This is a genomic window from Serratia sp. CY52157, assembly GCF_052168495.1.
Classification (GTDB): Bacteria; Pseudomonadota; Gammaproteobacteria; order Enterobacterales; family Enterobacteriaceae; genus Serratia; species Serratia ureilytica.
In genome coordinates this window covers 356853-383207 of record NZ_JBJNMO010000003.1, presented here as the reverse complement: position 1 = coordinate 383207, position 26355 = coordinate 356853, and the positions used below count along the sequence as shown (strand labels likewise).

The window sequence follows — 26355 nt, the reverse complement described above, 5'->3', positions numbered from 1 at the left end:
ACTATAGCGGCAAATTATTTTCACACCAAACGGGCTGAAGCCGATCTCGCAGATTGCTGAAATTTAGAGGTTTATCTCGCGACGCGCGCTCTTTGGCCGAAATGCTGCTACCACTGCGGCATGCGTTTCGACATAAGGCCCGTCGAGCAACTGAATGCAATAAGGCACGCTGGCGAAGATGCCGTGCACCACCGCATTGCCCTGCTCGTCCTTCACCCCTTCCAGCGTTTCCTTGATCGACTTTGGCTGGCCGGGCAGATTGATGATCAGCGCCTGCTTGCGGATCGCCCCCACCTGGCGAGAAAGAATTGCCGTTGGCACATAGTGTAGGCTGATCTGACGCATTTGCTCGCCGAAACCGGGCATCACGCGATCGGCGATCGCCAGCGTGGCGTCGGGGGTGACGTCGCGACGCGCCGGCCCGGTGCCGCCGGTGGTCAGCACCAGATGGCAGCCCATTTCGTCCACCAGCTCACACAGCGTTTGTTCAATTTGCGTCTGCTCATCGGGGATCAGCCGGGTTTCCAGCTTGAACGGCGTCGCCAGCGCGCCGGCCAGCCACTCCTCCAGCGCCGGAATGCCTTTATCCTGGTAAACGCCGCCGGAAGCGCGGTCAGAAACGGAAACCAAACCAATACGTAAAATATCCATGCGTAACCTCTACAGCCTGATGGGGTCCGAACGGGTTCGTCTCCCGTTCTGTTGTCATTGCCGAGAGTATAAGGGCTTCCCCCGCCGGCGGGAGCGTCGGGCATAAAAAAAGGTGGCCTGAGCCACCTTTTTACTGCGCGATCTGCGGGAATTACAGCAGGTCGGCGATCATTTTTTCCAGTTTGCCCTGGTCTACGGCGAACTTGCGGATGCCGTCGGTCAGTTTCTCGACCGCCATCGGATCCTGGTTGTGCTGCCAGTAGAACTCAGGTTCGGTCAGTGCGGCAGGACGCGCCTTCACTTCACCGGTGTAAGACAGTTTGCGCTCCAGCGCGCCTTCGCTCTCCGCCAGCTCTTTCAGCAGCGCAGGGGCGATGGTCAGGCGGTCGCAGCCGGCCAGCTCGATGATTTCGCCGACGTTGCGGAAGCTGGCGCCCATCACCACGGTGTTGTAACCGTGTTGTTTGTAGTACTGGTAAATCTCGGTCACGGAGATCACGCCCGGATCTTCGTGCGGCGCGAACTCTTTCTTGTCGCCGTTGGCTTTGTACCAATCGAGGATACGGCCGACGAACGGCGAAATCAGGTAAACGCCGGCTTCGGCGCAGGCGCGAGCCTGAGCGAAGGAGAACAGCAGCGTCAGGTTACAGTTGATGCCTTCTTTCTCCAACTGCTCCGCCGCGCGGATGCCCTGCCAGGTCGAGGCCAGTTTGATCAGAATGCGATCGTTGCTGATGCCGGCTTCGTTGTACAGCTTGATCAGGCGCTTGGCCTTGGCCACGCTGGCGACGGTGTCGTAAGACAGACGCGCGTCAACCTCGGTGGAGATGCGGCCCGGAACCAGTTTGAGGATCTCCAGACCGATGTTGACCGCCAGCTTGTCGGCGGCGTCGGCGATCTGCTGCTCGCGATCGCTGCTCTGGCCGCGCGCCCAGGCGATGGCTTCGTCAATCAGTTTGCGGTATTCAGGAATTTGGGCTGCATTGAGGATCAGCGAAGGGTTGGTTGTGGCGTCCTGCGGTTGATACAGCTTCATTGCCGCGATATCACCCGTATCTGCAACCACTGTAGTCAGCTGGCGCAGGGAAGTTAATTTGTCGGTCATGTTGGCATTATCTCATCGTTTGTGCATGAACTTTTGGCATTGTTCAACCATGCCCTGCCCTGATAATAACATGCGCCAAGCCCGGCGCAAGGCTGGAAAACCGCGGCGCGCAAGCATCTGTTTTATCCTTGGGCGAGCAACCGTTTACGCCGATATCTTTCGCCATTACCGAGCGGATGGAAAGGCAATAACGTGCTATCGCCCGAATAAATTATGTTAAATTCGAAAAAATTGATGCAATTCGTCCGCCAATCTGCGAAAAATCTTAATCGCCTGACGCCGGACCGATTCCAGCTAAGCTCTTGTAAAAAATAGGCCAATATTTCTCACCTGCGGTGGATGCTGCCAGGTGCGCATGACATTTCGATAAGGAGGAGGGATCCCTTGACGGACCTGATGAATTTTATAAACAACATTTTGTGGGGGTCGGTGCTGATTTATCTGCTGCTCGGCACCGGCATTTACTTCACGCTGCGCACCCGTTTTATCCAGCTCCGCCACTTCAGCCACATGTTCTCGGTGTTGAAAAACAGCAATAAAAGCGACAGCGCCGGCATCTCCTCTTTCCAGGCGCTGTGCACCACGCTGGCGGCGCGCGTCGGCACCGGCAACCTGACCGGCGTCGCCATCGCCCTGACCGCCGGCGGCCCCGGCGCCATCTTCTGGATGTGGGTGGTGGCGTTTATCGGCATGGCCACGTCATTTGTGGAAAGCTCGCTGGCTCAGCTCTACAAAACCAAAGACGACAACGGCAACTACCGCGGCGGCCCGGCCTATTACATGGAAAAGGGACTCGGCATGCGCTGGATGGGCGTGCTGTTCTCCATTTTCCTGATCATCGCTTTCGGCCTGGTGTTCAACGCCGTACAGGCCAACTCCATCGCGCAGGCCTCCGCCGTCGCCTTCCATTTACAGCCGCTGCACGTCGGTATTGGCCTGGTGCTGCTGAGCGGCGTGGTGATCTTCGGCGGCATCCGCTCCATCGCCAAAGTGGCCGAGCTGGTGGTGCCGCTGATGGCCGGAGCCTACCTGCTGCTGGCTCTCTGGGTGATTGGCCATAACATCGAGCACATGCCGGCGATCCTGACGCTGATCTTCAAAAGCGCCTTCGGCCTGCAGGAAGCCGCGGCCGGCGCCGTCGGTTACGGTATCTCCCAGGCGATGACCCAGGGCGTGCAGCGCGGCCTGTTCTCCAATGAAGCCGGCATGGGATCGGCGCCCAACGCGGCGGCGTCCGCCTCGCCTTATCCGCCGCATCCCGCTTCACAGGGCTACGTGCAGATGCTCGGGGTATTTATCGACACCATCGTCATCTGCAGCGCCACCGCGGCGATCATCCTCTCTTCCGGCATTCTCGATCAGCCGACCGACAGCATCAGCGGCATCGATCTGACCCAGCGCGCGCTGTCGACCGCCGTCGGCAGTTGGGGGACTCCGTTCGTCGCCATCGCCATCTTCTTCTTCGCCTTTACGTCGATCATCGCCAACTACGCCTATGCCGAGAGCAACCTGGTGTTCCTCGAGCACAACCACCCAGGCGGCCTGTTAATTTTCCGCTGCGTGGCGCTGGGCATGGTGATGTTCGGCGCGCTGGCGGAGCTGCCGCTGGTGTGGAAAATGGCGGATACCTCCATGGCGCTGATGGCGATCACCAACCTGACGGCTATCTTGCTGCTGTCGCGGGTCGCGCTGAAGCTGGCCGACGACTACCATCGCCAGCGCCGCCTGGGCAAGCTGCCGACCTTCGACGCCAACCGTTACCCGGAGCTGAAATCGCAACTGGAGCCGGGCGTGTGGGACGACAAGCAGCCGCCGCGCTGAGTATTCCGGGGCGCGTGCGATACGCGCCCCGCCTATTGGACCGATAGCCCCTTTTTCCCGCGCTTTTTGCTACAGTATGCGCACTTGGATAAACAGGATCTGGCCATGCTCGTTATTATTTCACCTGCAAAAACGCTCGATTACGACAGCCCGCTGGCGACAAAACGCTTCACGCAGCCCGAACTGCTGAACAAGTCTAAGCAGCTTATCAACATTTGCCGCGAGCTGACGCCGGCGCAAATCGCCAGCCTGATGAGCATCAGCGACAAGCTGGCCGGGCTGAACGCCGCACGCTTTAGCGAATGGCAACCGACATTTACCCCGGACAACGCCCGTCAGGCGCTGCTGGCGTTCAAGGGCGACGTCTATACCGGCCTGCAGGCGCAGGACTTCAACGAAGCCGATTTCGACTTCGCCCAGCAGCATCTGCGCATGCTGTCCGGCCTGTATGGCGTACTGCGCCCGCTCGATCTGATGATGCCGTACCGGCTGGAGATGGGCATCAAGCTGGAAAACCCGAAGGGCAAAGATCTGTACAGCTTCTGGGGCGATCAGATCACCAAAAAGCTCAACGAAGCGCTGGAGCAACAGGGCGACGACGTGGTGGTCAACCTGGCGTCAGACGAGTATTTCAAAGCGGTGAAGCCGGCCAAGCTGCACGGCTCGCTGATCAAACCGGTGTTCCTCGACGAGAAGAACGGCAAGTTCAAGGTCATCAGCTTCTACGCCAAGAAAGCGCGCGGGTTGATGAGCCGCTTTATCATCAAAAACCGCCTGACGCGCAGCGAGCAGCTGGCGGACTTCAACCTGGAAGGCTACGCCTTCGACGAAGCCGCCTCGCAAGGCAATGAACTGGTGTTCAAACGCCCGGAGCAGGCATAAAAAAAAGCCGTCGCAAGACGGCTTTTCGCATTTTAGCCTGCCGAACTTCAGGCAGGCAGCCCCATCAGGAACTTGCGCAGTTCGCCGAAGTTGGCCGGCAGCGTGTGCGACAGCAGCGGCAGCTCAGCCCGCAGCGCCAGCGCTTTCGGCAACGGCAGTTCCTGGCCGAGTATCGCTTCCACACTCTCTTTAAACTTGGCCGGATGCGCGGTGCCGAGGAACAGGCCGAACTCCCCTTCCTGCAATTGGTCACGCAGCGCACGGTAGGCAATGGCCGCGTGCGGTTCGGAGATATAGCCCAGCTCGGCCAGCTCACGCATCGTGTCTTTGGTGGTCTCGTCGCTGACCGCCGCGTGACCCAGCTCTTTCAACTGCCAGACCTTGCGACGGAACAGCTCTTCCACGCGCGGCCAGTTGTTCGGCTGGCTGACGTCCATGGCGTTGGACAGCGTCGCGACCGTAGCGTGCGGCTGCCACTGGCCGCTGGTCAGGAAGCGCGGCACGGTGTCGTTGGCGTTGGTGGCGGCGATGAAGCGCTTCACCGGCAGGCCCAGCGATTTGGCCAGCAGCCCGGCGGTCAGATCGCCGAAGTTGCCGCTCGGCACCGAAATCACCAGTTGATTGCGCGCTTCCTGCGGCAGCTGCGCCACCGCTTCGAAGTAGTAGCAAATCTGCGCCAGCAAACGGCTGATGTTGATCGAGTTGGCCGAGTTCAGGTGCAGCGCGTCTTTCAATTCCTGATCGTCGAACGCCTGCTTCACCAGCGCCTGACAAGCATCGAAGTCGCCGTCGATCGCCACGGTGTGAATGTTGCCGCCTAGGGTGCAGAACAGCTTTTCCTGCAGCGGGCTGATTTTGCCCTGCGGATACAGGATCACCACCCGCACATTTTTCAGGCCGTAGAAGGCGTGCGCCACGGCGGCGCCGGTGTCGCCGGAGGTGGCGGTCAGAATGGTCACCGGCTGCTCGCCGGCCACTTCCGCCAGCATCTGCGCCATAAAGCGGCCGCCGAAGTCTTTGAACGCCAGCGTCGGGCCGTGGAACAGCTCCAGGCAGGAGACGTCATCGGTCACTTTCGCCACCGGCGCTGGGAACTCAAAGGCGGCCTGCACGCGTTTCTTCAGCGCCGCTTCCGGCACCTCTTCGCCGATAAAGGCCGACAGAATGCGGCTGCTGCGGGTGACAAAATCCTGCTCCAGCAGGTGGTCGATTTCGGTCAGTTCGAACTCCGGCAGCTCCAGCGGGAAGAACAGCCCCTGTTGCTTGCCCAAGCCTTGTTTGATCGCCTGCGCGAAGCTGACCTGCTCGTTGTGATCCTTAAGGTTGTACAGTTTCATGCGTTATCCCAGTAGTCGAGCGCCTGCGGTATCCAGACGGCAAATATGAACAAAACCTTCGTCGTTTTGCAGATAGTGTTGTTGCAGCCAGGCGGCCATGCGTTGCGCGGTGGCGCCGTCATTGCAGACGGCGAACAGCGTCGGGCCAGAGCCGGAGATGCCGCAGGCCAACGCGCCGATCTCCTGCGCCGCCTTGCGCGCTTCGGCGAAGCCCGGTAGCAGCCGGGTGCGGTACGGTTCGGCGATCACGTCCTGCATCAATTTGGCGGCCAGCTGCGGCTGCCGGGTATGGCAGGCGTGAATAAAGCCGGCCAGATAGCGGCCATGGCTGATGCAATCCTGACGACGGTATTGCGCGGGTAAAATGGCGCGCGCTTCGGCGGTGGACACTTTGATGCCCGGATAGGCCATAACCCACAGCCAATCGTCAAAGCACGGCACCTCCTGGCTGATAATGCCTTCTTCTTCCAGCATCAGCTGCAGGCCGCCCAGATAGCAAGGCGCCACGTTGTCGTAATGCACGCTGCCGGAAATGCGCCCTTCCAGCTCGCCCATCAGGCTGAGCAGCGTCGTCTTATCCAACGGACGATCGCAGAATTCGTTCATCGCCATCAGCCCGGCGACCACCGAACAGGCGCTGGAACCCAGCCCCGATCCGATCGGCATGTTCTTTTCCAAACGCATCGCCACCGGCACTTCGCGGCCGATCTCCTGGCAGAAGCGCTCCCAGCATTGATAAACGATGTTCTCTTTCGGCTCGGCCGGCAGCTTGCTGACGAAGCGCCCGGCATTCTGCAAACTGAACGTCTCGGCGGCTTCGACGCTGACGCAGTCGCCCAGCAGCGTGCCGTCGATCGGCGAAACCGCCGCGCCCAGCACGTCGAAACCGACGCTGACGTTGCCGATCGAGGCCGGTGCATACACCTTAACCATATTAAACTCCCAACTTCCATGACAGTGTGCGCAGCAGATCGGCGAATACGCCCGCTGCGGTCACATCGTTACCGGCGCCGTAGCCGCGCAGCACCAGCGGCAGCGGCTGATAGTAGCGGCTGTAGAAGGCCAGCGCGTTCTCGCCGTTCTTCACTTTATACAACGGATCGTTGCCGTCCACCGCCTCAATGCGCACCTTGCAGCGCCCTTCGTCGATCAGGCCGACATAGCGCAGCACCTTGCCTTGCTCGGCGGCGTTGGCCACGTTGCGCGCGAACTCTTTATCCAGCTCCGGCAACCGCGCCAGGAAGGTGTCCACGTCGCCCGACGCGTCGAAGGACGGCGGCAGCACCGGCTCGACCTCGATATCGCTCAGTTCCAGTTTATAACCGGCCTCGCGCGCCAGGATCAGCAGCTTGCGCGCCACGTCCATCCCGGACAGATCGTCGCGGGGATCCGGCTCGGTGTAGCCGTTGGCCCGAGCCTGCAGGGTCGCCGCCGACAGCGACAGCCCTTCGTCCAGCTTGCCGAAGATAAAGGACAGCGAGCCGGACAGGATGCCGGAGAAACGTACCAGCTCATCGCCGGCGTTCAACAGGTTTTGCAGGTTCTCAATCACCGGCAGACCGGCGCCGACGTTGGTGTCGTACAGGAACTTGCGGTGCGAACCGGCGGCGGCCGCGCGCAGTTGCTGATAATAGTTCATCGACGAGGTGTTGGCCTTTTTGTTCGGCGTCACCACATGGAAGCCGTCCGCCAGGAAGTCCACGTACTGATCGGCCACCGCCTGACTGGAGGTACAGTCGACGATCACCGGGTTCAGCAGGTGATATTCCTTCACCAGCCGGATCAGACGACCGAGATTGAACGGCTCCTGCGCGCCGGCCAGCGCGTCGCGCCAGCTGTCCAGCGCGATGCCGTGCACATTGGTCAGCATCACGCGCGAGTTGGCGATGCCGCACACCCGCAGATCGATATGTTTTTGCTTCAGCCACGGCTGCTGGCGATAGATCTGCTCGATCAGCGCCCCGCCGACGCCGCCGACGCCGATGACGAACACTTCGATCACCTGATCGGTGTTGAACAGCATCTGGTGGCTGACGCGCACGCCGGTGGTGGCGGAATCATTGCTGACCACCACCGAAATGGAACGTTCGGAAGACCCTTGGGCGATGGCGACGATATTGATGTTGGCGCGCGCCAGCGCGGAGAAGAAGCGTGCGGAAATGCCGCGCAGGGTGCGCATGCCGTCGCCGACCACCGAGATGATCGCCAGGCGTTCCATCACGTCCAGCGGATCCAGCACGCCGTCTTTCAGCTCCAGATAGAACTCCTCTTCCAGCGCGCGACGAGCACGCTGCAGTTCACCCTGCGGCACACAGAAGCTGATGCTGTATTCGGAAGAGGATTGGGTGATCAGCACCACCGAAATGCCGGCGCGCGACATCACGGCGAACACCCGTGCGGCCATGCCGACCATGCCTTTCATGCCCGGGCCGGAGACGTTGATCATCGCCATGTTGTTCAGGTTGGTGATGCCCTTCACCGGCATATCGGCATCGGTGCTGTCTTTGCCGATCAGCGTGCCGGGGGCCTGCGGGTTGGAGGTGTTTTTAATCAGGCAAGGGATTTGGAACTGGGCAATCGGAGTGATGGTGCGGGGGTGTAACACTTTGGCGCCGAAATAGGAAAGCTCCATCGCTTCCTGGTACGACATCGATTTCAGTAACCTGGCGTCCGGCACGGTGCGCGGATCGCAGGTATAAACGCCGTCGACGTCGGTCCAGATCTCGCAACAGTCGGCGCGCAGGCAGGCGGCCAGCACCGCGGCGGAATAGTCGGAGCCGTTGCGGCCCAGCACCACCAGCTCGCCCTTGTCATTACCGGCGGTGAAACCGGCCATCAGCACGATGTGATCGGCCGGGATCGCCGCGGCGGCGATGCGCAGCGTAGACTCGGCGATGTCCACGGTGGACTCCAGGTAGTGGCCCTGCGCCAGCAGTTTCTCCACCGGGTTAATCACCGTGACCGGATAGCCTTTGGCGCGAAACACCCCTTCCATGATAGCGATGGAGAGCTTTTCGCCACGGCAGATGATCGCCGCGTTCACGCTGTCCGGGCACTGCCCCAGCAGCGAGACGCCATGCAGCACCTGTTTGAGCTGCGCGAATTCCTGATCGACCACGCCTTTCAAACGATCGTATTCAAAGCCCGGCAGCGCCTGCGCCAGCCCGCTCAGCAGGTCGGCAAAGATCCGCTCGGCGTCGCTCATATTCGGCAGAATGTCCTGGCCCGCCACCGTTTTGTCGATCATCGCCACCAGATGGTTGGTGATCTTTGCGGGGGCGGACAAGACCGTGGCTACCTGTCCCTGACGCGCGTTACTCTCCATGATGTCGGCGACGCGCAGAAAACGTTCCGCATTCGCTACCGAGGTTCCGCCAAATTTCAGCACTCGCATTTGTGATCTCTCCGAATTTAAGCCGAAAAAAAAGCCCGCACTGATTAGGTGCGGGCTTTTTTCTGTGTTTCCTGTGCGCGTCAGCCCGCCCCGTTACCTGTGGTATCGGTGGTGGTAATAATTGTGGTAGTCAGGCTGATATTGCGCATGTTGTCTGTCTGTCTCATGAAATACTCTGTCCCCTCTATTGGTTAAAGCAATCGCTATCCCAAGTCAAACGATTTCTTTTTTTTGCTTATTTTCCGTTCAGCGGCGGTAATGCGCGATGCAACAGGTGAAAAGCAAAATGACAGAACAAAAAAACAACCTAAAGCCGGTTTAATAGTGGATCACACTGAGTAACCGCCTGCTGGAGCCGCTATCACTTGGCGAGTTTTTTTTCGATGTCGTGCAGCAGCGTATGCAGCATCGCCGTATCTCGCTGCGGCAACGCACCGAGGCGCTGGTGCAGCCAGTCGCGCAATTTTTGGTCATCGCCGACCTCCAGGGCATCCAACAAAGCATCGGCGCGGCGGCGCAACGCCCTGAGTTGCCCTTCAGGCGCCGCAGCCTCCTGCGGCGCGGCGTTGACGCCCATCAGGCTCGCCAACTGGTAGCAGTACACCATCACCGCCTGGCCCAGATTGAGCGACGGATAGTCCGCCTGCATCGGCACGCCGGTCAGCAAATCCGCCAGCGCCAGCTCTTCGTTGGTCAGGCCGGAATCCTCGCGGCCGAATACCAGCGCGGCCTGGCCGACCCACTGCTTACGCTCACTCAGCTGTTCCAGCAGCTCAGGCGGCGTGCAGTAGTAGTGAAAACGCGCGCGACTGCGGGCGGTGGTGGCGACGGTGAAATCCACATCCGCCAGCGCCTGTTCCAGCGTGGCGAACGTTTGCACGCCGTCGAGGATCTCGCCGGCCCCATGCGCCACCCAGCGCGCCGCCGGCTGCAGATGCGCCTCGCTGTCGACAATGCGCAACGAAGCGAAACCCATGGTTTTCATCGCGCGCGCCGCCGCGCCGACGTTTTCCGGCCGCGCCGGAGCCACTAGAACAATATGAAGCTGCATCACTCTTCCACCGAAGGCGGGCCTGCATTTTTGACGATAGCGCAGCGCCCGCATGTATTTACAATTGCGTAACAATAAACGCGTTAATAGCAACAAACAAGATTAAACGGCTCGTTGAGCTAATAAACCTGTCGTAATAGTCATTATTCATGCTTATGTTTTACTGCATTTATTTATCAATGAGTTAAAAAAACGCGATGATCAATAAGCGAATAATTGTATCCTATCAGGCCGGATAATGCTGAATCGTTCACAGAATTTGAGGTTCTGTGACTTAAACTGGCATTTCTGTAAGTGTTTTTCACAAATCTGTTAACGTGCTACAATTGAATTTGATATATGTCAACAAAGCGTAGTTTTGTTGGGTGATGAATTCGGCACGCGCTGTTATATTGCTGTTAATGGGGTTAGGATATGCGCCGTTTTGGCACCCAAGGGGTTGTAGGGAACGGCATCCCCACCAGGCTAGCGATCTTGTTGACATGAGATGGAAAGTGCATCAAGAACGAGTTTACGTACTTTAGTCATTTGCTGAGAGGGAACGTGGCGCTATCTCTGCCCTCCTCTAAGAAAACAGAGACTTCTGTACTTCCTATTTTCTATTTTGTTGGCAATTTTAGGTAGCAAATATGCAGACCCCGCACATTCTGATTGTCGAAGACGAGTTAGTCACTCGTAACACCCTGAAGAGCATTTTCGAGGCGGAAGGCTACATTGTTCATGAAGCCAATGATGGTGCAGAGATGCACAATATCCTGTCTGAAAATGATATCAATCTGGTCATCATGGACATCAATCTGCCAGGCAAAAACGGCCTGCTGTTGGCGCGCGAACTGCGTGAACAGGCCAGCGTCGCCTTGATGTTCCTGACCGGCCGCGATAACGAGGTGGATAAAATCCTCGGCCTGGAAATCGGCGCCGACGATTACATCACCAAACCGTTCAACCCGCGTGAGCTGACCATCCGCGCGCGCAACCTGCTGTCGCGCACCATGAATCTGGGCAGCCTCGGCGAAGAGCGCCGCCTGGTCGAGAGCTACAAGTTCAACGGGTGGGAGCTGGACATCAACAGCCGCTCTTTGATCAGCCCGGCCGGCGAACAGTACAAGCTGCCGCGCAGCGAATTCCGCGCCATGCTGCACTTCTGCGAAAACCCGGGCAAGATCCAGTCCCGCGGCGAACTGCTGAAGAAGATGACCGGCCGCGAGCTGAAGCCGCATGACCGCACCGTGGACGTCACCATCCGTCGCATTCGCAAGCACTTCGAATCGACGCCGGACACGCCGGAAATCATCGCCACCATCCACGGCGAAGGCTACCGCTTCTGCGGCGATCTGGAAGAGTAATTCCAGCCTGCCGTCATGAAAACGGGGTTCAGCATGCTGAACCCCGTTTTTTTATTTTGCCTCAGCCCACGGCATGATCGGCACCGCGCTCAGCGCATTCTTCGGCGAGCCGTCGATCACCTTGTCGGAGTAGCTCAGGTAGATCAGCGAATTGCGTTTGGCATCGTAGAAGCGCACCACCTGCAGCTTCTTGAACACCAGCGACGTGCGTTTCTGGAACACCACATCGCCTTCCGCCTTGCCGTTTTTGATCTTGTCACTCAGCTCGATAGGCCCGACCTGCTGGCAGGAAATGGCCGCGTCGGCGGTATCTTCCGCCAGGCCCAGCCCGCCTTTGATGCCGCCGGTTTTGGCGCGGCTGATATAACAAGTTACATTTTTAACATCCGGATCGTCGAACGCTTCGACCACGATTTTGTGGTCCGGCCCCAACAATTTAAACACCGTATCAACGGAACCCACTTGCTCCGCCTGTGCGCTTCCCACGGTTGCGCAAACCAAACCGAATAAAAATATCCAGCTTTTTTTCATTTACTTAACTCCGATATAACCTTGCCGCGAAAATGGGCTCGGCGATCACCATTATTTATGTCTAAGCTCACGGAATTGGGTTTTTACGGGTCCGCACCGTCCGTTTTAGCACAGAGCGTGACAAAAATCTTTGAGAGTCGCGGAGGAAAAAAATTGCTATGATGCGGCGTCGTTATTTCTTTGCGCCCACTACGGTGTACCCCAATCCAACTCTGGCGCGGCATGCGCAGCAGAGGCAAAGAGTGCAACCCATAATGGCTCATGGATCGGTCTGATAGCGCAGCACCAGCGTGACGAATCAACAGTTCGGGTTCCTACCCCCAAGCTTTACGAGGAAGTTCTATGGATCAAGCCGGTATCATTCGTGATCTGCTTAGCTGGCTGGAAAGCCATTTGGACCAACCCTTGTCGCTGGATAACGTGGCGGCCAAGGCTGGCTACTCCAAATGGCACCTGCAACGGATGTTCAAAGATATTACCGGTAATGCCATCGGTGCTTACATCCGGGCAAGAAGGCTGTCCAAGGCCGCCGTCGCGCTGCGCCTGACCAGCCGGCCGATTTTGGATATCGCTCTGCAATATCGCTTCGACTCGCAGCAGACCTTCACGCGCGCCTTCAAGAAACAGTTTGCGCAAACGCCGGCGCTGTACCGCCGCGCCGAAGACTGGAACGCGTTCGGCATCTGCCCGCCGATCCGTCTGGGGGCCTTCACTCTGCCGCAGCCCGAGTTCCTCTCGTTGCCGGATAAGCATCTGGTCGGCCTGACCCAAAGCTACTCCTGCACGCTGGAACAGATCACCACCGTGCGCACCGAGCTGCGCTCGCAGTTCTGGCGCCAGTTCCTCGGCGAAGTCGAAACCTTGCCGCCGGTGCTGTACGGGTTGCACCACTCGCGTCCGAGCCAGGAGAAGGACGACGAACAGGAAGTGCTGTACACCACGGCGCTGGAACCGGATCAGGTGCCTGATAAAGTGCAGGAAGTTCAACCGCTGGTGCTGCCGGGCGGCGAATTTGCAATGTTCAGCTATGAAGGGCCCATCGGAGGCCTGCAGGACTTTATCCTGACGGTCTACGGCACTTGCCTGCCGGAGCTCAAACTGACGCGCCGCAAAGGGCACGACATCGAGCGCTTCTACCCGAAAGGCGAGCGCCGTCCGCATCAGGCGCCTACCGAGATCAAGTGCGATTACCTGATCCCGATTCGACGTTAACGCTGCAGTTCGTCCAACGCGGGCATGTCCAGATGCGTGACATCGCCCGCCGTTTCGACGATCCAGCCGGAAGCCAGCCACGGGCTCTGCTGGTGATCGACGCGCGACAGTGAGCAGTTGCGCAAGCGCAGGCGGCGTTCCGCATAGGCCGGCAGCCCGAGCACCGTACTGATCAAACACCCCAACGCGATGCCATGGCTGACGAGCAACGGCTTGCTGCCCTCCGGCAGCATCAGGCAGCTCTCCAGCGCGGCGCGCATGCGCTCGCCCAGCTCCTCCATGGATTCGCCTTGAGGGATACGGCCGTCAGGAGTACCATCGACCATCTGTTTGCGCCACTGTTCTTCCTGCGGCGTCAAACTGTCGATCAGGCGTTCTTCCAGAACCCCCATGTGCAGCTCACGCAAACGCGGATCGCCAATCACTTCGCAGCCACAGGCTTCGGCGATGATCTGCGCGGTGCGGCGCGTGCGCCCCAGGTCGCTGGTAATGATATGCGTAATGCCTTCTTTGCTGACGCGCCTGGCGACCAGACGGGCCTGGTGTTCCCCCATGGCGGTTAACGGGCTGTCGGACTGACCCTGGATGCGGCGAGCCGCATTCCATTCCGTTTCGCCGTGGCGAACGAGGTATACCTGTAACATTTTTGTTTTCCGTTATACTGCGTGAAATTTGCGTTTATCCCCGGCCCGGCGGCGCTTTTGCCGCTGCCCGGCGTATCGGCCAGAAGGATATCAAACCCGTTATGTACCATGTTGTCGCTGCAACTACCAACCCGGCAAAGATCAAGGCTATTCAATTGGCCTTCGATGACGTCTTCGGCGCAGGCCAATACCGCATTGAACCCGTCGACGTCGCCAGCGGCGTTTCGCTGCAGCCGATAGGCAATCACGAAACGCGCACAGGTGCGCGTCAACGCGTGATGGAAGCGCGCCAGGTCAGGCCCGAGGCCGATTTTTGGGTCGGCGTGGAAGCCGGGATTGAAGAGAATATGACCTTCGCCTGGATGACCATCGAGAACCCGTCCATCCGCGGCGAATCCCGCTCGGCGAGCCTGATGCTGCCGGAAGTCATCTTACAAGGTATTCGCGAAGGCCGCGAATTGGGCAGCGAAATGGCGACGATCACCGGCAACGCCGAGGTGAAGCGCCAGGGCGGCGCCATCGGCGTCTTCACCGACGGCCGGCTGAGCCGCACCAGCGTTTATCATCAGGCGCTGCTGCTGGCGCTGGTGCCGTTCCACAACGCCATCTATCAGCAATAACGCAGAGTCTGCTAGGGCACGTCATGCAGCAGCTGCTGCTCAAGCCACTGTTTCAGCGCGGGTGAAGCCGCTTTCAGGCTGTTAGAACCGCGGGTGATGGTGGCGATCCCCGCGCCCAGTTCATTTTTCAGCTCGCGCTGGCTCATCTCGCCGCGCATCAGTTCCTGAATGATCCGCACCCGGGTGCCCAGCGCGGTGCGCTCGTCCGGCGTCAGCATCAATTGCAACAGCGGTTGATGCAGCTCTTGCGCAAACGAATTCTGCAGCAGCGCGACGAAGCGCAGCCAATCCTCATTGCCTTGTTCTGAAAGAGCGGGGTCGTTTAACGATAATTGCGTCATGGCAGCCACCATACTATTTAACTAGTACAGCAGCATACCATAGGGCCGTCAAAATCAATAACGTCTCTGCCACTCGGCGTCGGTCAGCACCTTGGCCGGCCGGTGCGTCAGATAGCGGTAAAACGCATCGTAAGCCAGCACGTTCTTGACGTAGCCGCGGGTTTCCGAGAACGGAATGCTTTCGATGAACGCTACCGGATCGATCCGCCCCGCGCTGTTGCCCAGCCAGGTGTTCACTCGCGACGGGCCGGCGTTATAAGCGGCGCTCGACAGAATGCGGTTGCGGCCGAACTGCTGATAGACCGACTCCAGATAGCTGGTGCCGATGGTGATGTTGGTCTGCGGATCGAACAATTGGCTCGGCCCGACATAGCCGGGAATGTTGTACATCTGCACCGTATGCTGCGCGGTGCGCGGCATGACCTGCATCAGGCCGGAGGCGCCGACCGGCGACTGCGCCTTCGGATTCCAGGCGCTCTCCTGACGCGCGATCGCCATCGCATAGCTGCTGGTGATCCCCTTGTCATCGGTGGCGCGGCGGAACTCCTGCGGCCAGGCGACCGGGAAACGCTCTTCCAGATGATCCCACAGCTTGCCGACGATGGTCGCCTGCACGCTCAGATCGGCCCATTTTTGCTCAAAGGCGTAACGCGCCAGCGCCTCTTGTTCAGGCCGGCTGCGGCTGGCGACATAGGAACCCCACTCGCTGCGGGCCAGGTTGTCCATATTCCAGTACATCAGCTCGCGCACTCGGGCCACTTCCGGCCCGTCGGTCAGCGACGCGCGCGGCTTGGCCGCCACCGCCACCATCACCGGATAGGTTGCGTTCAGCTTCTGCGCCGCCACCATCGGATAGAAGCCGCGTTCGGTCATCAGGTTGCGCAACATCTCCTCGCCTTCGGCGCGTTTGCCTTCGTCCATCAGCTGACTGGCGCGCCAGTAGCGCCACTCATCCTTGTTGCGCGACTCTTCCGGCAAGCGAGCCAGCCAGGTCGCGACGCCCTGCCGATCGCCGTTGCCCAGCGCCATGCGCACCCGACGCTCCAGCAGCGAAGGCGAACGGCTGCGCAGAATCACCTGATCGCGCCACTGCGCCTGTTCCAGGGTGGCGTCGCTGCCCATCAGGCGCCAGGCCACCGCCTCTTCCAGCCCCAGCCGCTCCTCGTCGCTCATTTTCTGCAGCCGCGCGAGCGTCGGGATCATCGCCCGCGCGTTTTCCACATCCTGCCGCGCCAGGCGCTCAAAGGCGATGCCGGTGGCGGCACGGGTAAAGTCGGTCGGCCCTACGCTGCGGGCGAAGGCTTCCACGGTGGTCGGATCGTTTTGCAAGCGCACCAGAGCGTTGCCCATGGTTTGATAGTCGGCCGGCAGTTGGCTGTAGAGGTTGCTGACCAGCGAGCTGTTGCCCTCTTTCAGCGCCAGCTTCATGCGCGCCAGAATATCGAGCGGCGTTTGCTTGCCTGCGCCGCGCCAGACGCTGAACAGCCGATCGCAGGCGCCCGGCAGCGTTTTGCCGTTCAGCCACAGCTCGTCGGCGCCGCTCCAGGCCGCCTGCTGGTCGCCGGTAGCCCATTTGGCGTAGTAATAGTTGCAGCGTGCCGCCACCGGTTTGGGCGGCTGTGGGCTGAAGGCCAGCAGGGTGCGCCAATCTTCGCGCCGCGCCAGTTCATTGACGAAGCGCGGCGCCAGCGATTTCGCCGGCGGCAGCGTCGGGTTGCGTTTGATAAAGTCGTTCACTTCGGAGAACCCCGCCTGACTCAGATCCTGAGTCAGCTCGCGGTATTCCAGATAAGGATAAAGCGGGTAATCGCGCAGCGTCGGCATCAGCTGCGCCACCACGTCCATCTGATTGCCGTCCCACGCCTGCTTGATCTGCTGGTAGCGCTGACGTTGCGCATCCAGAGAATCCGCCAGCGCCGCGCCGGAAAACGCCGTCAGGCACAGCCCCATCGCCAACAGCCGTCGCTTGTCCACCTTGACCATCCTCGCTCTTTCCTCACTGATTGTGCCGCGGGAGCCGCCCAGCTCCCCGGTAACCGCCGCGCCACGGCGCCGCAGAACAAAATAAAACCGGGCGCACGGCCCGGACGCAGATATCTACCATAGACAGCGCAATCGCTCATCCATTCAATACTGTAGAAGAAGAAGTGTATCGCCATGATCGGAGCCAGGTAAAAAACGTTTACTTTGGCTGACAAATCAGGGCGGCGGGATATTATCGCCGGCCGGATTTTTATTAGCCGCAACGGCGTTTATTGGAAAAGTAAAATACTTTCTAATTATTAGTTATCACATTATTGCATTTAAGAGATAGCGCCGACGTTGCGCAAATCGCCTGACAGCTGGCCAAACGCGCCAACTTTGCAGAAAAGCGGTGGCAAACCCGAGAGGGCATTTTTATACTATCAAAAATAAGTAGGATAATTCCGAGAAAACAGCACATAAAGCGCCCAACGAAGACATCTTATAATACAATCCGCGCCAATTATGGGTAGATAGTGTTCATTAGGCAGTGCGACTGACAGCTTTCAGCAAAACGATTGTCCCTTCAAGCGGGCCGGATTTTTACTTGTCGGGCCACGGCCTGCGGGCGGTGGATCAGGCCGGAATGGCGGGTGAAGATGGCGAGTAATACCGCGATAACGATGCGTTGCGCAAAAAGCCCCGTGCCGGGCTTCCTTGCCGCACGCCTGAATATCGGCCGCCTGTTGCTGATCGTTTTGTTGGCGCTGCTGACGTTGCCCGGGCCTGCGCGCGCCGCCGATGATCCCTATCAACAGCGCACGCACGCCGTGACGACCGTGGTGGTAGGCATCATCAGCTACGCCCGCTGGTCACGTGAACCCAATCCGATCCGGTTGTGCGTGACCGCACCCACCCAGTATGCCGAGGGGCTGTTCGATCCGATCCTGCTCAGCGCGCCGCGTCCGATTAAAACCGAACGCGTGCCGTTCGACAGCCCGACGCTGAGTACCGGCTGCGATGTCATCTATTTAGGGAACATCAACGCCGCGCAGAGACAAAATTTCATGCAGCGCATTTCCGGCAACTCCATTCTCAGCATCAGCGAGAACGATAGCGAATGCTCCGCCGGCAGCGCATTTTGCCTGCAGATCAACGGCGACCAGGCCGGCTTCAAGGTCAACCTGGACGCCCTGGCGCGCAGCGGCGTGCGCGTTCACCCCAACGTGCTGCAGCTGGCGCGCAAACAGGCGCCGCCGCTATGAGGCTGTTGCGTAGAAACCGTTCCGGCAATGCGCGCCCGACGTTGGGCCGGGTGCTGCAGCGGGTGCATCTTGGGCTGGCGTTGATCGCCGTCGGCACCGCCGGCATCTTTCTGACGCTGGTGGCGCTGTTCGCGCTGCGCGCCTATGCCAACCACAACCTGCACCTGATCGCGCGCTCCATCAGCTATACGGTTGAAGCGGCAGTGGTGTTTGGCGATCGCCCCTACATTCGCGAGGCGATGGTGCTGATCGCCGCCAAAGAAGAGGTGTCGGAGGCCAAAATTCTGAACAACGCCGGTGACGTGCTGGTCAGTTGGCATCGTCCCAAAGATGGTCCGCTGCACGGCATGGAGCAGGTTATCGCCCACTGGGCGCTGCCCGAGCCGGTCATCCTGCCTATCTCCCACGAGGGCAAACAGGTCGGCCAGGTCTGGCTGAGCGGCAACGGCGGCAGCCTGTTGCGTTTCCTGTTGCGCGGGCTGGTCGGCATGATCGCCTGCATGGTGCTCAGTACCCTGTGTGCCCTGGTGTTGTCGCGCCGCATGCTGGTCGGCATCGTCAGTTCGTTGGACGACATCGCCAACGTGGCGCATGCGGTGCGGCGAGATCGCACCTTCGGCCTGCGGGTGCCCTCGGCGCCGATCGCCGAGCTGCATGAGCTCAGCAATGATTTCAATGGCTTGCTCGATGAACTGGAGGCCTGGCAGGCCCATCTAAAGCAGGAAAACGACTCGCTGGCCCACCGGGCGACGCACGACAGCCTGACCGGCTTGCCGAACCGCGCCTTCTTCGAAGGCCGGCTGAGCCGCGCCCTGGGCGATATTGCGCCGCCGGCGAAATTGGCGGTGCTGTTTATCGACGGCGATCGCTTCAAGGAAGTGAACGACAGTTACGGTCACGCCGCGGGCGATGCGGTGCTGACCACCATTGCCGGACGCATTCGCGCGCAGCTGCGCGAATCCGATCTGGTCGCACGCCTGGGAGGAGATGAATTCGCCGTGCTGCTGGCGCCGGTGCACAGCACGGAAGATGTCTTGCAGATCGCCGACAACATCATCGATTGCATGACGCAACCGGTTATTTTACCGAACGACGAGACAATCATTACCTCTCTGAGTATCGGCATTGCGCTGTACCCTGATCACGCGTCGACGCCTCAGGGTCTTTTGCACGAAGCTGACGATGCGATGTATCAAGCAAAGCATCGTTATAACGGAGGCTGGCGGCTGGCTATACATAAATAAGAGCCCCGGCTATAACACTTGAACTAGGGATTTTGACTATGATACAGCAACTGTTTAAAGGTCGTTTTTCACTGCTGACGATGGCGTTCGTCGCCCTGCTGGCGCTCGCCGGTTGCCAGAGCAAGCCGCAAGGCCTGACGCCCGAGCAGGTTGCGCTGCTGCAATCGCAGGGCTTCAAACTGACCGACAACGGTTGGGAATTCGGCCTGTCGGATAAAGTGCTGTTCGGCAACAACATCGGCAAGCTGAACCCGGAAAGCACCGAGACGGTGCAGAAGATGGGCCGCGCGCTGCTGAGCGTCGGTATCACCAAGTTCCGTCTGGACGGCCATACCGACAACTACGGCGAAGACAGCTATAACGATCAGCTCTCCCTGCGCCGCGCCGATGCGGTCGCCGATCTGCTGGCCAGCGTCGGTATTCCGCGCGCCAACATCGAAACCCGCGGCATGGGCAAGCGCGATCCCGTCGCCGACAACCGCACCTCCAGCGGCCGCGCGGAAAACCGCCGCGTCGCGATCGTCGTCACGCCATAAGCCACCAATATGCGCCTTTATCGGCGCATAAACGGTTATACTTAGCGATCGCTGAGCGATGTCTGGGATCCAAGATCGAAACGGGCTACACTCATGCCGCCAGACATCCTATAAATACTGATATAGAGAGGCTTAGAGCAACGTGGCTCAATACGTCTATACCATGCACCGCGTCGGCAAAGTGGTACCGCCGAAGCGTCATATTTTGAAAAACATCTCCCTGAGCTTCTTCCCTGGGGCAAAAATCGGCGTACTGGGCCTGAACGGCGCCGGTAAGTCCACCCTGCTGCGCATCATGGCCGGCATCGATACCGATATCGAAGGGGAAGCGCGCCCGCAGCCGGGCATCAAGATCGGTTATCTGCCGCAGGAGCCGCAGCTTAACCTCGAACACACCGTGCGTGAGTCGGTGGAAGAAGCGCTGGCGGAAGTGGTCGGCGCGCTGAAACGCCTGGACGAAGTGTACGCGCTGTACGCGGAAGAAGGCGCAGACTTCGACAAGCTGGCCGCCGAACAGGGCCGCCTGGAAGAGATCATTCAGGCGCACGACGGTCACAACCTCAACGCGCAGCTGGAACGCGCCGCCGATGCGCTGCGCCTGCCGGATTGGGACGCCAAAATCGCCCATCTGTCCGGGGGTGAACGCCGCCGCGTCGCGCTGTGCCGCCTGCTGCTCGAAAAGCCGGACATGCTGCTGCTGGACGAACCGACCAACCACCTGGACGCCGAGTCCGTGGCCTGGCTGGAACGCTTCCTGCACGACTTCGAAGGCACCGTCGTGGCGATCACCCACGACCGCTACTTCCTGGATAACGTGGCCGGCTGGATCCTCGAACTGGACCGCGGCGAAGGCATTCCGTGGGAAGGCAACTACTCGTCCTGGCTGGAGCAGAAAGACGCGCGTCTGGCGCAGGAAGCGTCCGCCGAAGCCGCTCGTCGCAAGTCGATCGAGAAAGAGCTGGAGTGGGTGCGCCAGGGCGCCAAAGGCCGCCAGTCCAAAGGCAAGGCCCGTCTGGCCCGCTTTGAAGAGCTGAACAACACCGAATACCAAAAACGTAACGAAACCAACGAACTGTTCATTCCACCTGGCGCGCGCCTGGGCGATAAAGTGGTCGAAGTCAGCAACCTGCGCAAGTCTTACGGCGACCGCCTGCTGATCGACGACCTGTCGTTCTCGGTGCCGAAAGGGGCGATCGTCGGCATCATCGGCCCGAACGGCGCGGGTAAATCCACGCTGTTCCGCATGATGTCCGGTCAGGAGCAACCTGATTCCGGCAGCATCGTGCTGGGCGATACCGTCAAGCTGGCGTCCGTCGATCAGTTCCGCGACAGCATGGACGGTTCGAAAACCGTGTGGGAAGAGGTCTCCGGCGGGCAGGACATCATGCGCATCGGCAACACCGAGATGCCGAGCCGCGCCTATGTCGGCCGCTTCAACTTCAAGGGCGTCGATCAGGGCAAACGCGTGGGCGAGCTGTCCGGCGGTGAGCGTGGCCGTCTGCACCTGGCCAAGCTGCTGCAGGTTGGCGGCAACGTGCTGCTGCTCGATGAACCGACCAACGACCTGGATATCGAAACCCTGCGCGCGCTGGAAAACGCCCTGCTGGAATTCCCTGGCTGCGCCATGGTGATCTCGCACGACCGTTGGTTCCTCGACCGTATCGCCACCCACATCCTGGACTACCAGGACGAGGGCAAGGTGGAATTCTTCGAAGGCAACTTCACCGAGTACGAAGAGTACAAGAAGCGTACGCTGGGCGCCGATGCGCTCGAGCCGCACCGCATCAAGTACAAAAAGATCGCCAAGTAATCCCCAAGGCGCCGCATGCGGCGCCTTTTTTTATGCCCGCGCCCGGCGATAATCGCGCGGTGAGCACGCCATCACGCGCTTGAAAGCATGGCTGAACGCGCTGTCGGAATCGTACCCCAAACGTTGCGCGATGATGGATACCGGTTCAACGCCGGTACGCAGCGCCCGCGCAGCCAGCAACATGCGCCAACGCGACACATACTCAAGCGGCGCCATTCCCGCCTTCTGCTTGAAGCGCAGCGCCAACGTCGAACGGGAAACGCTCGCCGCATCGGCCAATGACGCCACCGTCCAGCGACGGGCTGGATCGGCGTGTACTGCCTGCATCGCGGCGCCGATGCGCGGATCGAACAAGGCGGGCAGCCAGCCGGAGGCCGCGCCCTCCTCCCCCGTCAGGTAAATCCGCAGCGCCTGGGTCAACATGATTTGCCCCAGGTGATGCGTCATCAGCGCGCTACCCGGCGAAGGCTTTAACAGCTCGTCCGCCAGCCGCTGCAACGCCCATTGCAACACGGCGGCCTCTTCGGTGCCGCCTCGGATCACCATCAACGCCGGTAAACTCCCCAACAACCGCTCCACTTCCTCACCGAAGGTAAAACTCCCGCCGATAAACAGGCAATCCTCCGCCTCACCGCAGCTCGCCACACCATTTTTCGCCTGCAGATAAAGTACGTCAGCATCGAGCGCTGGCAGCGACAGATCGCTGCCGACAGTGACCGGCAGGCTGCGGGTCAGCAGCAAGCAGTCGCCGGCCGCCAGCCGCAGCGGTTCGGCCAACCCTTCCGCCGCCAGCCAACAGCCGCCGCGCACCACCGCGTTGAATTTCCCGCTCTGCGGCGCAGGAAAATGAACGGCCCAGTCGCCGCCGGCCTTCAGGCCGCCGAAAAACGCATTCTGGCTGTTCAATGGCGCAAGCACTTCCGATAACGGATCCATACCCTCTCCCCCTAAGCCCCTTTCATGAGCATAGCCCGCGCCATGCTCCAGCCAAAGGTTTTAGGACGATGGCGACAGAAATTAGGCGTCGGCGTCATCTGCCAGCCCTACTCCCGCGTCAGCTCGCGCGCGTAGTCGTCAAACGCCGGGTGCTGCAATACCACATCGATGAAACAGGCCAGCGCCGGGGAATTCAGCTTGCGGCTCGGGTAAACCAGATACAGTTCATTCCCTTCTGCGCGCCAGGCCGGCAACACCTCCACCAACAGCTTCTGCGCCACCACCTCGCGGCTGAGAAACGCCGGCAGCAGCGTGATCCCCGCACCGGCGATAGCGCATTCGCGCGCATACAGCAGATTGTCGGTGGTGTGCGCCAGCGGCAGCTGCCAGCGGTAATAATCGTCGCCGCAGCGCAGGTTCCAGGCCGTCCAGGCGCGGTGGGCAATGCAGCGATGTTGCTGCAGCTGCTGCGGGTGCTCGATCGGCGAGTGCTGCGCCAGATAGGACGGCGCAGCCAGCAGATAGCGCGGCGCATACCCGAGGCGGCGGCCGATCAGCGAAGAATCCTGCGGCTTGCCGGTGCGCAGCGCGGCGTCGAAGCCTTCCTGCACCAGATCCACCATGGCGTCGGATACCGACACCTCCAGCGATACGTCCGGGTACTGGTGCTGAAAATCCGCCGCCAGCCGCGCCACCAGGGTTGCCCCCAACCCGGCCGGCGTCGAGATGCGCAGGCGGCCGCTCGGGTTGTCGCGCAGCCGCTGCAGTGCCAGATCGGCCCGCTCGGCGGCGGACATCATCGCCTGGCAATGTTCCAGATAGCGCTCGCCGGCGAAGGTCAGGTTCAGCTGGCGCGTGGTGCGGTTGAGCAAACGCAACCCCAGCGTTTGTTCGAGCTGGCTGATGCGCTGACTGACGCTGGACTTCGGCAACCCGACACGCTGCGCGGCGGCGGTGAAACTGCCGCACTCCGCCACCAGCGCGAACAGCGCCATGTCCTGCAGCTGTTTGAACTCCATTGTTCACCCCTGACGAACACTCAGTTAGATATTGTCCATCTTATCACCCCACTGTTGCGGGTCTACACTGGGGACATCATTTGAAAGGAGCACAATCATGTCGATAAAAGCCATTGCCGTAGACCCGCAGAACCCCGCCGGTTTCATCGAAATCTCACCGGAGATGCCGGTGCCCGGCCAGTACGATCTGCTGGTGGAAGTGAAAGCGGCCTCGGTCAACCCGGTGGATACCAAAGTACACGCCGGTCTGCAGAAAAGCGGCCTGCAGCAGCCGCGCGTCCTCGGCTGGGACGCCAGCGGCATCGTGCTGGACGTGGGCAGCGGCGTCAGCGGCTTCAAGCCCGGCGATGAAGTGTGGTACGCCGGCGACATCACCCGGCCCGGCAGCAACAGCAGCCACCAACTGATCGACTCGCGCATCGCCGCGCACAAACCGCGCAGCCTGAACTGGGCGGAGTCCGCCGCCATGCCGCTCACCGCCCTCACCGCCTGGGAGGCGCTGTTCGAGCACCTGAACATTCAGGATGCGCCCGAGCACAAGACGCTGCTGATCATCGGCGGCGCCGGCGGGGTCGGCTCGCTGGCCATTCCGCTGGCCGCGCTGCGCAGCAAGGTGAAAGTGATCGCCACCGCGTCCAGGCCGGAATCCGCCGCCTGGTGCCGCGAGCGGGGCGCCGACCTGGTGGTGGACTACCGCGATTTGAAGGGCAACCTGGCGCAACACGGCATCGAGCAGGTGGATTACATCCTCTGTCTGAACGATACCGACGGCCACTGGCCGGCGATGGCCGAACTGATCGCGCCGCTCGGCCATATCTGCACCATCGTCGAGAACGCGCAGCCGTTGGATCAAAACGCGCTGAAGCTGAAAAGCGCCGCGCTGCACTGGGAATTCATGTTCACCCGCAGCATGTTCACCACCCCGGACATCGCGCAGCAAGGCCGGATCCTGCAGCAGGTGGCGCAACTGCTGGACGACGGCAAGCTGAGCACCACGCTGAGCGAAACCCTGCACGGGCTGTCGGTAGACACGCTGACCGCCGCGCACCAACAGCTGCTCGGCGGCCATATGCAAGGCAAGCTGGTTATCGCTTACTGAGTTCGCATCGCGGCGGCGTTCTGCGCCGCCGTTACTGCGGGCGAACGAAGCCGACGCACAGCACCTGCTCGTCGCTCTGCGGATCGGCGCGGAACGTCAGCGTCTGCTGCCAGTCGAGGCGCATCTTCGGCCAGTGGGCCAGTTCGCCGCCGAAGTCGCTGTGCGCGCAGTCTTCACCCAACCGACCGAACAAGGCGACGCCATGCTGCGCAATCTGCGGATAGCTGATGTTGACGTTGTAGATGTTCGGCCGCGTATGATTGGACCAGCGCGTAATGGTCTGCGGCCGGGAACCGGCATACACCGTCATCCACTGCGACAGGTATTCGCCGCCGACATAACGCAGACTGACGCCATACCGCTCCTGCCACAGCTGCTCCACTCCGGCGCTGAACGCCTTGATGCCCACCATTTTCTGACCGGCATTGCGCACGTTGCCCAGCATCACCGCGGCATACCCCAGATAGACCGCCAGCGCCGCGCACATCAGCCCAATAGTCGCCGCCCGCAGCGAACGCACCGGCGGCTGACGCACGCAGCCGACCAGCAGCGCGGGTGCCAGCATGAAGAACGGCTGCAGCCACTCGGTCAAGCGGCCGCCGACGTTGAAGGAGAACCAAAAGGTGATGATGCCGAGCGGCAGCAGGTAGATCCACAGCAGCACCCGCATCGGCAACGCTTTCGGCCAGGCCAGCACCGCCCCGCTGCGGCGTAGGATCCACCACAGCACCAGCGACGGATAGAACACCAGCAGCAGCGACTGCAGCATGTCGAGATTGAGCTGCATCTTGATCTGCGAATCCACCCACTTAAAGGCGGCGAAGTCGTGGTTCCACAGCCAGAATACGTTCGGCAACACCAGCGCCAGCCAGATCGCCACCGCCAGATAGAACTGCGGTTGGCGATAGCAGCGACGGATCTGCGGCACGAACAGCGTCGACAGCGCCGCGAAATAGACGAAGGCGAAGGTCGAATACTTCGCCATCATCGCCAGACCGGCGGCCAACGCGAAGGCCGGCCACCAGTTGGCCGAACGGGAAATCGCCATGTGGAAGAACAGCGCCATCCACGGCCACAGCATCACCAACAGGTAGTTGTCGTTGTAGGGAATGATGTCGAAATTGATGATGCCGGACAGGTTGAGCGTCAGCAGCGCCATCCAGGCCAGCGAAGTGCTGCCGCTCAGGCGTCGCGCCAGCAGCCAGACGCCCAACATGCCGATGGCGATGGCGATGAAGTGCCCGCCGTACCAGTAAACGTTCAGCGGCAGCCACGACAGCCAGATCGCCGGCTGCATCGCCGCACCGACCAACCAAGGATTTTTCGGTGAGCCCCACTCGCCGTTGAGGCCCCAATTGAGCGCCTCGACGGCGTCGTAAGGCAGGGTAGGATCGAGATGAACGGTCAGCAGCGTCCAGGCTGCGGCATAGCAGATCAACCAGAGAGCGAGTAAGCGATAAGACATGTCTTCTTCTGAGCGTTATTGTAAAGAAAACCTTAACGTAGTCGCTACCGAATGAACCATGTTTAAACAGGCCTTTAAATGTGC

The 26355-nt window shown here is 60.4% G+C and carries 24 protein-coding genes and 1 other annotated feature; of the genes, 10 read left to right on the top strand and 14 right to left on the bottom strand.

Annotation, left to right across the window (positions count from 1 at the left end; all coding sequences use genetic code 11):
• Positions 1-63 precede the first annotated feature (63 nt).
• Complete coding sequence (gene mog / locus ACJ8IP_RS15675) at positions 64-651, bottom strand: molybdopterin adenylyltransferase (protein WP_015376607.1); 588 nt, start codon at positions 649-651, stop codon at positions 64-66.
• Between the two features lie 151 nt (positions 652-802).
• Positions 803-1756: a transaldolase gene (gene tal, locus ACJ8IP_RS15670; protein WP_004932982.1), complete on the bottom strand. Its 954-nt coding sequence runs from the start codon at positions 1754-1756 to the stop codon at positions 803-805.
• Between the two features lie 384 nt (positions 1757-2140).
• On the opposite strand from tal, the gene ACJ8IP_RS15665 reads away from it, so the two are divergent.
• Positions 2141-3577: an alanine/glycine:cation symporter family protein gene (locus ACJ8IP_RS15665; RefSeq protein ID WP_004932985.1), complete on the top strand. Its 1437-nt coding sequence runs from the start codon at positions 2141-2143 to the stop codon at positions 3575-3577.
• Between the two features lie 105 nt (positions 3578-3682).
• Positions 3683-4459: a peroxide stress protein YaaA gene (gene yaaA, locus ACJ8IP_RS15660; RefSeq protein ID WP_033641813.1), complete on the top strand. Its 777-nt coding sequence runs from the start codon at positions 3683-3685 to the stop codon at positions 4457-4459.
• Positions 4460-4506: 47 nt separating this feature from the next.
• Here the strand turns inward: yaaA and thrC are convergent, their stop codons facing one another.
• The 5 genes from thrC to ACJ8IP_RS15635 all read right to left on the bottom strand — a co-directional run bounded on the left by thrC (position 4507) and on the right by ACJ8IP_RS15635 (position 10241).
• Complete coding sequence (gene thrC, locus ACJ8IP_RS15655; protein ID WP_033641812.1) at positions 4507-5796, bottom strand: threonine synthase; 1290 nt, start codon at positions 5794-5796, stop codon at positions 4507-4509.
• A gap of 3 nt (positions 5797-5799) precedes the next feature.
• Complete coding sequence (gene thrB, locus ACJ8IP_RS15650; protein WP_042783664.1) at positions 5800-6729, bottom strand: homoserine kinase; 930 nt, start codon at positions 6727-6729, stop codon at positions 5800-5802.
• Position 6730: 1 nt separating this feature from the next.
• Complete coding sequence (gene thrA / locus ACJ8IP_RS15645; protein ID WP_033641811.1) at positions 6731-9190, bottom strand: bifunctional aspartate kinase/homoserine dehydrogenase I; 2460 nt, start codon at positions 9188-9190, stop codon at positions 6731-6733.
• A gap of 24 nt (positions 9191-9214) precedes the next feature.
• Positions 9215-9332: a sequence feature (Thr leader region), on the bottom strand.
• Positions 9271-9339, bottom strand: coding sequence for a thr operon leader peptide (gene thrL, locus ACJ8IP_RS15640; protein ID WP_099785730.1), 69 nt, complete (start codon positions 9337-9339; stop codon positions 9271-9273). (Overlaps the previous feature by 62 nt.)
• Before the next feature lie 212 nt (positions 9340-9551).
• Positions 9552-10241 (bottom strand): tRNA/rRNA methyltransferase, encoded by a 690-nt coding sequence (locus tag ACJ8IP_RS15635; protein ID WP_033641810.1) that lies wholly within the window; start codon positions 10239-10241, stop codon positions 9552-9554.
• Between the two features lie 629 nt (positions 10242-10870).
• Here ACJ8IP_RS15635 and arcA point away from each other — a divergent pair.
• Entirely contained in the window at positions 10871-11587 is a 717-nt protein-coding gene (arcA, locus tag ACJ8IP_RS15630) for a two-component system response regulator ArcA (protein WP_004933003.1), read from the top strand.
• Between the two features lie 51 nt (positions 11588-11638).
• Here the strand turns inward: arcA and creA are convergent, their stop codons facing one another.
• Positions 11639-12118 (bottom strand): protein CreA, encoded by a 480-nt coding sequence (creA, locus tag ACJ8IP_RS15625; protein ID WP_033641809.1) that lies wholly within the window; start codon positions 12116-12118, stop codon positions 11639-11641.
• A 342-nt stretch (positions 12119-12460) separates the two neighbouring features.
• Here creA and robA point away from each other — a divergent pair, with 342 nt between their 5' ends.
• Entirely contained in the window at positions 12461-13330 is an 870-nt protein-coding gene (robA, locus tag ACJ8IP_RS15620) for an MDR efflux pump AcrAB transcriptional activator RobA (protein WP_033641808.1), read from the top strand.
• On the opposite strand, the gene gpmB is transcribed toward robA, so the two are convergent.
• The gene (gpmB, locus tag ACJ8IP_RS15615) at positions 13327-13974 is read right to left on the bottom strand and encodes a 2,3-diphosphoglycerate-dependent phosphoglycerate mutase GpmB (protein ID WP_025305227.1); all 648 of its coding nucleotides are present in this window, start codon (positions 13972-13974) and stop codon (positions 13327-13329) included. The genes robA and gpmB overlap by 4 nt on opposite strands.
• Positions 13975-14075: 101 nt before the next feature.
• On the opposite strand from gpmB, the gene yjjX reads away from it, so the two are divergent.
• Complete coding sequence (gene yjjX, locus ACJ8IP_RS15610) at positions 14076-14594, top strand: inosine/xanthosine triphosphatase (RefSeq protein WP_033641807.1); 519 nt, start codon at positions 14076-14078, stop codon at positions 14592-14594.
• 11 nt (positions 14595-14605) lie between these two features.
• Here yjjX and trpR read toward each other — a convergent pair whose 3' ends face one another.
• Both trpR and sltY read right to left on the bottom strand, forming a co-directional pair.
• The gene (gene trpR / locus ACJ8IP_RS15605; RefSeq protein ID WP_072626703.1) at positions 14606-14935 is read right to left on the bottom strand and encodes a trp operon repressor; all 330 of its coding nucleotides are present in this window, start codon (positions 14933-14935) and stop codon (positions 14606-14608) included.
• A 54-nt stretch (positions 14936-14989) separates the two neighbouring features.
• Entirely contained in the window at positions 14990-16918 is a 1929-nt protein-coding gene (gene sltY, locus ACJ8IP_RS15600) for a murein transglycosylase (RefSeq protein WP_046898094.1), read from the bottom strand.
• Between the two features lie 632 nt (positions 16919-17550).
• On the opposite strand from sltY, the gene ACJ8IP_RS15595 reads away from it, so the two are divergent.
• The 4 genes from ACJ8IP_RS15595 (at position 17551) to ettA (ending at position 21752) form a co-directional block, all read left to right on the top strand.
• Positions 17551-18162 (top strand): YfiR family protein, encoded by a 612-nt coding sequence (locus tag ACJ8IP_RS15595; protein ID WP_033651698.1) that lies wholly within the window; start codon positions 17551-17553, stop codon positions 18160-18162.
• A complete protein-coding gene (locus ACJ8IP_RS15590; RefSeq protein ID WP_033651699.1) occupies positions 18159-19406 on the top strand; it encodes a diguanylate cyclase domain-containing protein in 1248 nt (415 codons plus the stop codon). The genes ACJ8IP_RS15595 and ACJ8IP_RS15590 overlap by 4 nt, the downstream gene beginning before the upstream one ends.
• Before the next feature lie 38 nt (positions 19407-19444).
• Positions 19445-19942 (top strand): OmpA family protein, encoded by a 498-nt coding sequence (locus tag ACJ8IP_RS15585; RefSeq protein WP_033641803.1) that lies wholly within the window; start codon positions 19445-19447, stop codon positions 19940-19942.
• A gap of 142 nt (positions 19943-20084) precedes the next feature.
• A complete protein-coding gene (ettA, locus tag ACJ8IP_RS15580) occupies positions 20085-21752 on the top strand; it encodes an energy-dependent translational throttle protein EttA (protein ID WP_025159620.1) in 1668 nt (555 codons plus the stop codon).
• Between the two features lie 30 nt (positions 21753-21782).
• Here the strand turns inward: ettA and ACJ8IP_RS15575 are convergent, their stop codons facing one another.
• Both ACJ8IP_RS15575 and ACJ8IP_RS15570 read right to left on the bottom strand, forming a co-directional pair.
• On the bottom strand, positions 21783-22688 hold the full coding sequence (locus ACJ8IP_RS15575; protein WP_060659968.1) for an AraC family transcriptional regulator: 906 nt from the start codon (positions 22686-22688) through the stop codon (positions 21783-21785).
• Between the two features lie 107 nt (positions 22689-22795).
• Entirely contained in the window at positions 22796-23707 is a 912-nt protein-coding gene (locus tag ACJ8IP_RS15570; RefSeq protein ID WP_164106949.1) for a LysR family transcriptional regulator, read from the bottom strand.
• Between the two features lie 97 nt (positions 23708-23804).
• Between ACJ8IP_RS15570 and ACJ8IP_RS15565 the strand changes: the two genes are divergently transcribed.
• Positions 23805-24806, top strand: a complete 1002-nt coding sequence (locus ACJ8IP_RS15565) for a zinc-binding alcohol dehydrogenase family protein (protein WP_072626700.1) — start codon at positions 23805-23807, stop codon at positions 24804-24806.
• Positions 24807-24837: 31 nt separating this feature from the next.
• Here the strand turns inward: ACJ8IP_RS15565 and ACJ8IP_RS15560 are convergent, their stop codons facing one another.
• Positions 24838-26271 carry a glycosyltransferase family 39 protein gene (locus tag ACJ8IP_RS15560; protein ID WP_033641799.1) on the bottom strand — a complete coding sequence of 478 codons (1434 nt, stop codon included), beginning with the start codon at positions 26269-26271 and terminating at the stop codon, positions 24838-24840.
• Between the last annotated feature and the right edge of the window lie 84 nt (positions 26272-26355).